This window comes from Rubellimicrobium rubrum (assembly GCF_006152115.1).
GTDB lineage: Bacteria > Pseudomonadota > Alphaproteobacteria > Rhodobacterales > Rhodobacteraceae > Rubellimicrobium > Rubellimicrobium rubrum.
Genome location: NZ_VDFU01000019.1, coordinates 73,156 through 80,615 on the forward strand (window position 1 = coordinate 73,156; position 7,460 = coordinate 80,615).

Genomic DNA, 7,460 nt, shown 5'->3' on the forward strand with positions numbered 1-7,460 from the left:
GGACTTTTAACGAAGGAACGAACATGGCGCGCAAGGCGGGTCCCGACGACGGGGCAGAGGTTGCCCCCGAAGGGAGCGCGGACATCCCTCCGGCGGATCGCAACGACGTTGCCTCGGAGTCGTCCGTGGCCTCCTTCACCGAAGAACGCGCCCCGGAGTCCATGGCCCCGAACATGGACCCGGTAGTGCAAGCCGATCAGGCATCCCGCGCCGAAGCCGTATCCGAGGAAGGTCTGGGCGTCCTGAGGCTTGGAGAGCCGCTTGTTTCCACGGTGTCGGAGAACCGACCCCGACACGTTACCCCCGAGCCCGTCATGCCCAATCCGGTCGAGCCTGACCCGATCAGGCCTGCCTCTCTCGCGACGGATTCGATGGGTCCCAACCGGCTACAGGACGCCAAGGACACGTCCGAGGCTGTAGGAACAGGTGCCAGCCGCCCCGTCGATGAACCGTCCGAAACCACTGGAGCAGCGGCCCGGCCCCAGACGCCTGACCGTGTCTCGGGGACGGGATTTCCCTCGGTGGCACCGACTGGCAGGACGGCTCCGGTGCCGCCTCGGCGCAGGGGCGGCTTCGGCGCGCTGCTTCTGGGTGGCATGATCGCCGCCGCTCTGGGCTTTGGGGCCGCTTGGCTGGCCCAGGACCGGCTGGGCCTATTCCCGGCCCGTCTGCCCGCCGATCTGGACGCGCGACTTGCCGAACTGGAAGCCCGTCCCGTGCCGGACAACGCCGCCATCAGCGATGTGTCGGGACGCCTGACCGACTTCGAGGCGCGCTTGGCTGCCTTGGAGCAGGCTCCTGTGCCAGAGCCTGTCGAGGCGGTGGGAACTGTCGAAGCTCCGGACCTGGGGCCGCTTCGTGAGGATCTGACCCAGGCCACGGAAGCCGCCGAGGCTCGCGCCACAGCGCTGGAAGAACGCATCGCAGCTCTCGAGGCCCGCCCGACCGAAGCGCCTGCTGGCGGCGATGCGCCCTTGGGCTCCCTTGCCACACCGGACGCCCCGCCGGCCGAGCCCACCCCCGCACCTCCTGCCGCCCCGTCCATCGACCCCGATGCGCTGCGGGACGAGGTGACTGCGGCCCTCGACCCGCGCCTCACCGAAACCGAGGCCGGACTGGCCGACACCCGGTCCAGCTTGGCCGAGGTGCAAACCGCCCTGGACCAGCTCGAGGCCCGTCTCGCCACCGCCGAGGCCGCAAGCGCAACGGCCGCCGAACAGGCTCGCGCCGCACAGGAGGCCACGGCCGAAGTAGAGGCTCGCGCTGCCACGGCCGAGACGCAGGCCAAGATCGGCTCGGCGCTGGCGGCCCTGAATGCGGCGATCGATGCAGGCCAGCCTCTGGAAGCTCCGCTGGCTGATCTGCAGGCCGCTGGCGCGGAGGTGCCCGAACCGCTGGCGCGAACCGCTACCGAAGGGGTCCCGACCCTGGCTGCCTTGCAGGATGCCTTCCCAGAGGCGGCACGGACTGCCCTGGCAGCTGCGCGCGACGAGGGACTGCTGAGCGACGGCGACGGCGTGCTGGGTTTCCTGCGTGGCCAGTTGTCGGTCCGGTCCGTGACCCCACGGGAAGGGGACGATCCCGACGCCGTGCTGTCGCGTGCCGAGTCGGCCCTGTCGCGCGGCGACCTTGCCTCGACCCTGTCACAGGTCGAGTCCTTGCCGGAACCGGTCCGCCTGCCCATGGCGGACTGGATCTCTCAGGCTCGCATCCGCGTCGCGGCCGAAGCGGCCCTTGCCGATCTGGGCGAAGCCCAACCTACCCCCGCGATGACACCGGCCGACTGACGGCCCCCAAGAACAAGAACCGAAAGGCTTCCGGCCCATGCTCTGGTCCCTTATCAAGCTCCTGGTCTTCGTGGCGGTTGTCGCCGGGCTCACCATTGGCGGCGCCTACCTCATGGAGCAGGGCGGCGGCGCCGTCATTGCGATGGGGGGCTACGAGTTCACCCTGAGCCCGCTCCAACTCGCCATTGCCTTGCTGGTTTTGGTCGTTCTGGCGTGGCTGGTCCTGAAGCTCCTGGGGGTGCTCGGGGCGGTGATCCGCTTCCTGAACGGTGACAACAACGCGCTTTCGAATCACTTTTCGCGCCGTCGCGAACGGAAGGGCCTTGATGCGCTCACCGATGCTGCCGTGGCGCTCGCCTCGGGGGACGGGCGGAACGCGCTGTCCCGAGCCACGACGGCGGGGCGCTATCTCGACCGGCCCGAGCTGACCCAACTGCTGGTCGCTCAGGCCGCCGAAATGGCCGGCGACACCGTTCGCGCCGAGGAAACCTACAAGGTCCTGGTTCGCCACCAACGCACCCGCTTCGCCGGCATCCGAGGGCTGCTGCGCCAGAAGCTGGCGGCCGGCGACGATCTGACGGCGCTCCGGCTGGCCGAGAAGGCCTTTGAGATCAACCCGCGCCATCCCGAGACGCAGGACATCCTCCTGCGATTGCAGGCCGAGTCGCACGATTGGGCAGGCGCCCGGAAGACCTTGGGCGCGCAGCTCAAGTCGGGGGCCCTGCCGCGTGACGTCCACAAGCGCCGTGATGCCGTGCTCGCTTTGTCCCAAGCCGCCGACGTTATCGACGACAACAAGAGCATCGAGGCCCGAGAGGCCGCGATTGAAGCCAACCGCATGTCCCCCGACCTTATTCCGGCCGCCGTCATGGCAGCGCGCAGCTACATCGCGGCCGGAAACGCGCGCTATGCGGCGCGGGTGCTGCGCAAGGCCTGGGATGTGCAGCCCCATCCGGACCTTGCCGCTGCCTTTGCAGAGATCGTTCCCGATGAAACCCCGCAGGAGCGGGTCAAGCGCTTCCAGGCTCTGACCTCCATCCGCACCGAGCATCCCGAGAACCGGATGCTCGTCGCCGAGCTGCTGATCGCCGCCAGCGACTTCACCACGGCCCGCCGCGCCCTGGGCGACCTGCCGGAGAAGCAGCCGACGGGCCGCAACCTTACCCTGATGGCTGCCATCGCACGTGGGATGGGCGAGGACGAGGCCGTCGTGCGTGGGTGGCTGACCCGGGCGCTTGCCGCGCCGCGAGGCCCGCAGTGGGTGTGCGACAACTGTGGTCGCATCCACTCCCAATGGGTGCCGATCTGTGCCAACTGTCACGCCTTCGATACGCTAAGCTGGAAGACCCCGCCAGCCGAGGCAACCTTGCCGGGCGGGATCGAGCTGCTGCCCCTTCTGGTGCGCGACGAGCCCAAGCCCGCCGATGTTCCGGCTGTGGTAACCACCGAAGAGGCTGGTTCTTCGCGTCCAGCCACTACAGCGTCAAGTTAGGGCTTCCCCCTGCCAGAGGGGGGTGCTAAAGCCCCCCCGGCGCCGCAGTAGCTCAGCTGGTAGAGCACGTCATTCGTAATGATGGGGTCGGGGGTTCGAGTCCCTTCTGCGGCACCAGAAAATCCCGATGCAGGGCTGGCCCGAGGATTGAAGCCAAGTAGCCCTCAACGGTGACTTCAAGATCCTTCTCTCCTCTAGGATATACCCGCATCGGTTCCACTCGCTCGAAGCCGTGGCCGACGAGGTGCACCCGGTGCCCGAGGCGGAGGGGCGTTCCCTGGTCTTCATGGGCGACGACCTGGTTGCCGGGGCTGCGGTGCTGTCGGACGGGGAGAGAGGCTTCTGGCATTACGAGGGCGCCACGCTCTCCCCCACCGAGCGCCCTCTCACCTTTTGGGACAACGACCCGTTTTCGGACGGCGTGCTCCTGTAGGACGATGAGAGCCGCACCTGGCGCTGGGCCGGTGGCAATCGACGGCGCGCTGAGCGCGCTTCATGCGCTGTCCCAGCCCTTGCCGCCGCGGTCGACACCTTCGCAGAGCGTGCGCTGGCCCATGGCGGCAGTGAGGGGGAGTGGCAGGAGCACGGCGACTTCATGGTCAGTCGCGACGTCTTCGACCCTGATGGCAACGGCTTCGCGATCATGTGAATGGACGTGAACCGCGCCATGAAGGCCTGGGGCATGGCGGCAGCGGCCTGAGAGGCGCAGGGGCCGGCGCGACCGGCCCCCTCCTCCCCTGGAATGGAGCACGACCATGACCTTTGCCACCGTTGATGCCCCCGCCTCTCGCGACCTCACGGCCATCGTGGGCTGGGTTTTGTCCGCCGTCTTTGCCCTCTTCATGCTCGGGTCGGTTGCGTTCCCCAAGCTCGCAGGGATGGCGGTCGCGACTGACACCATGACCGACCTCGGCTGGCCAGACGTCCCCGTCTTCTGGATCGGGGTCATGGAAGCGGGCTTCAGCCTTGTCTTCCTCTGGCGACGGACTGCGCTCCTTGGTGCCATGCTGATGATGGGCCCCCTTAGGCGACGCCATGGCGACCCAGATCCGGGCGGACTCGCCACTCTTCTCGCAAGGTCCCTTCTCGATCTACCTTGGCGTTTTCATGTGGGGTGGACTCTGGCTGCGCGAGCCGCGGCTTGGTACCCTTCTGTCTCTGCACGCCTAGTGTTCCGGTGTGGCCTAGCGTGATCCGCGCGCCCCTTTCCAGGTTCCTCGACGAATGAGCTTGGTCAGCCCTTCCCATCACGACGCTTTCTGGAGACGACCCATGTTCCGTACCGCCCTTGTCGCTGGCGCCGCGCTGATCACCACATCCGCAGCTGCCGAGACTGTCGAGGTCAATGGCATGCAGATGTACTATGAGGTCTCCGGGGAGGGCGATCCGCTGGTCGTTCTGCATGGCGCCTACATGAACATCCCCGCCATGGGCGACATCATCCCCCGTCTGGCCGAAACACACCGCGTCTACGCTGTAGAGATGCAGGGTCATGGCCGCACGAACGACATTGACCGGCCGATCACCTATCCGACCCTCGCTGACGACATCGCAGCGTTCATGAAGGCAGTTGAGCTCGAGAAGGCCGATATTGTCGGCTATTTCATGGGTGCCGCCGTGGGCCTGCAACTCGCTATTCGGCATCCCGAGAAGGTGGACCAGCTCGTGCTGGCCTCGGTGTCCTATGACCTGAGCGGCCTCCAGCCCGAGTTCGAGGTCATGCTGCCGCAGATGTCGCCAGAGATGTTCGTGGGCACACCCATGGAGACGGCCTTTCGCGAGATGTCGCCCAACCCGGACGGCTTCGAGGTGTTCGTGGAGAGGATGATTGCTCTCGAGCACGAGCCCATGGCCTGGGAGGAAGACGTCCGCAACCTGGGGGCACCGGTTCTCCTTATCGCCGGCGATGCTGATGTGGTCACGCTTGAGCACACGGTCGCCATGTTCCGGCTCCTGGGCGGCGGCGCCATGGGCGACATGGGGAACCCACTGCCCGCCTCGCGCCTTGCCATCCTGCCCGCCACCTCCCACACGGCAGTGATCGGTCAGGTTGATCTTCTGATGGGCTTCATCGAGCCCTTCCTCCGAGGGGAGACACCGAAGGGGATGTTCGAGTAGGGTTGGGCCGCCGCGCAAGACCCCAACCGCTCGAGAGAACTCCAGCTCAAAGAGTCTTGGCCTGTCGTGTAGGGGGACCCGGCATTCATCTCATGATCCTGGTTCCCGGCCCGAGAGGCAGCGCCCAGCTATTCAATGTTGAAAGTCGGCTCGGGTGCGAACGCTGGCAGCTCATTCCCTGCCAGAATGAGACAGTCGGACGGCCACGAACGTGAGTTCACAAACCATCTCAACCTTGAGGGTGCCTGTGTCGAAATTCTACTGCACTCAAGCTTATGTTTTTGCTGATGGAATGGACTGAAGCAGGACCTGAACGACTACTTCCGCACCTGAGATATGCACAAGCTAGCCAGTCGGGGCGCTGCGATTGAAAAATCTGTGCAGAAATCACAAAGTCGTTGAAAAACTCCGCGCCTGCTTCTCCTGAGGTATGATCCCGTCAGGTGAGGGGCACGGGAGGGCGGGACCATGATGGGACATCAGGTCGAAGTGGCGCAACTCTTCTACGAGTTCAGCCTCGAGCGGCACGTGCCTTCAGGCCACCTCCTCCGACGCATTGACCGGGCGCTCGACCTGTCTTGGCTGCGGGCCGAGCTTGCGCCCTTCTACAGCAGCACGGGCCGGCCCTCGATCGACCCTGAGCTGATGATCCGCATGCTCCTGGTAGGCACCTGCTACGGGATCCGGTCGGAGCGCAGGCTGTGCGACGAGGTTCACTTGAACCTGGGCTATCGCTGGTTTTGCCGACTAGGTCTGGACGGCGCCGTGCCGGACCACTCCACCTTCTCCAAGGCGCGGCATGGCCGCTTCCGCGAGGCCGAGGTGTTCCGCCGCGTGTTCGAGCGAGTGGTCGGATCCTGCATGTCGGCCGGCCTGGTCGGCGGCGAGGGCTTCGCCGTTGATGCGAGCGTCATCAAGGCCGACGCAAGCTACGCCCAGCGGGTCGAGGGGCCCACGCTGCCTCCAGAGCGGTCGGACCCGGACAGAGCCAGGCGCCCTGTGCGGGAATACCTGGCCGCGCTGGATGCGGCCTCGGCCCAGGCTGGCGAGACGACGGTTGTCGATGGTCAACCCGAGCGCTTGGCGACCGAGCCCGCTCCAGCCAAGGCGCTGTCGCTCACCGACCCCACCGCAGCCTGGACCTCGAAGGGCTCGCTCAAGGTTTCCTTCGCCTATGCCGTCAACACCCTCGTGGATCTCAGGCGCGCGATTGTCGTAGACGTGGAGGCCACGCCCGCCCGCTGGTCGGAGGAGGTCGCCTCCACTCCCGTGATGATCGAGCGCACGCGCCGCCGCTTCGGCCTGACGCCCTCCAGGCTCGCCGCGGACTCGGCCTATGGGTCGGGCCAGTTGGTGGGCTGGCTTATGGGACGCGGGATCGAGCCTCATGTGCCGCTGCTCGATCGCGAGAGGCAGACCAAGGGGATGCTCACCTGGGCCGAGTTCAGCTTCGACCGCTCCCGCGACCTGTATGTCTGTCCTGCCGGCCATGAGATGACCACCACAGGCCACGTCGTTCCTGGCGGGCTCAAGCAATACCGGGCCAAGCCCACGTCCTGTGGCCCCTGCGCGCTCAAGCCCCGATGCACCACAGGCCTGGCCCGCATGGTCACCCGCAACGTCCATGAGGATGAGCGCGAGCACGTCCGACAACTCGCAGGCACGCCCGCGTTCAAGAAGTCCGCTTGCGAGCGGCGCAAGGTGGAGATGCTGTTTGCGCACCTGAAGCGAAACCTCGGCTTCCGGCGACTGCGCCTGCGTGGTCCAACCGGAGCTGGTGACGAGTTCCTCTTGGCCGCCACCGCCCAGAACCTGCGCCGGCTTGCCCGCAGTCTGGTCGCCTCGGCTCCAACCTGCGGTCCAGCCCCGGCCTGAGCGGCTGAAGGCGCCGGAGTAAGGCGCCGGTGCCTACCTGGGGCCAAGGTGATGGGCGAACTCGCCCCCTTTGGAGCCGATCAAAGACGCCGAACCAAGCCTATGGCGCGCTCAGGGCCGAGTTTCTCAACATCGGGTAACGGTCTGGTTGCTCTCCCCCGGAAGCCAGCGAGACTGGCCCCGTTTGG

General features: G+C 66.6%; 6 protein-coding genes and 1 tRNA gene. All 7 read left to right on the forward strand.

The window, feature by feature from the left end:
- Nucleotides 1–23 precede the first annotated feature (23 nt).
- A complete protein-coding gene (locus FHG66_RS15065) occupies nt 24–1,787 on the forward strand; it encodes a hypothetical protein (RefSeq protein ID WP_139077889.1) in 1,764 nt (587 codons plus the stop codon).
- A 37-nt stretch (nt 1,788–1,824) separates the two neighbouring features.
- Nucleotides 1,825–3,279 (forward strand): heme biosynthesis protein HemY, encoded by a 1,455-nt coding sequence (locus FHG66_RS15070; protein WP_139077890.1) that lies wholly within the window; start codon nt 1,825–1,827, stop codon nt 3,277–3,279.
- A gap of 41 nt (nt 3,280–3,320) precedes the next feature.
- A tRNA-Thr gene (locus tag FHG66_RS15075) sits at nt 3,321–3,396 on the forward strand.
- A gap of 115 nt (nt 3,397–3,511) precedes the next feature.
- Nucleotides 3,512–3,712 (forward strand): hypothetical protein, encoded by a 201-nt coding sequence (locus FHG66_RS15080; RefSeq protein ID WP_139077891.1) that lies wholly within the window; start codon nt 3,512–3,514, stop codon nt 3,710–3,712.
- Between the two features lie 322 nt (nt 3,713–4,034).
- Nucleotides 4,035–4,472 (forward strand): hypothetical protein, encoded by a 438-nt coding sequence (locus FHG66_RS15085; RefSeq protein WP_246082626.1) that lies wholly within the window; start codon nt 4,035–4,037, stop codon nt 4,470–4,472.
- 79 nt (nt 4,473–4,551) lie between these two features.
- Nucleotides 4,552–5,397 (forward strand): alpha/beta fold hydrolase, encoded by an 846-nt coding sequence (locus FHG66_RS15090; protein WP_139077892.1) that lies wholly within the window; start codon nt 4,552–4,554, stop codon nt 5,395–5,397.
- 468 nt (nt 5,398–5,865) lie between these two features.
- A complete protein-coding gene (locus FHG66_RS15095) occupies nt 5,866–7,272 on the forward strand; it encodes an IS1182 family transposase (RefSeq protein ID WP_139077893.1) in 1,407 nt (468 codons plus the stop codon).
- Nucleotides 7,273–7,460: the final 188 nt, after the last annotated feature.

Excerpts from the sequence above, each read along its gene's own strand:
- FHG66_RS15065 (WP_139077889.1), top strand. The coding sequence starts at position 24 with ATGGCGCGCAAGGCGGGTCCCGACGACGGGGCAGAGGTTGCCCCCGAA.
- FHG66_RS15070 (WP_139077890.1), top strand. The coding sequence starts at position 1,825 with ATGCTCTGGTCCCTTATCAAGCTCCTGGTCTTCGTGGCGGTTGTCGCC.
- FHG66_RS15085 (WP_246082626.1), top strand. The coding sequence starts at position 4,035 with ATGACCTTTGCCACCGTTGATGCCCCCGCCTCTCGCGACCTCACGGCC.
- FHG66_RS15090 (WP_139077892.1), top strand. The coding sequence starts at position 4,552 with ATGTTCCGTACCGCCCTTGTCGCTGGCGCCGCGCTGATCACCACATCC.
- FHG66_RS15095 (WP_139077893.1), top strand. The coding sequence starts at position 5,866 with ATGATGGGACATCAGGTCGAAGTGGCGCAACTCTTCTACGAGTTCAGC.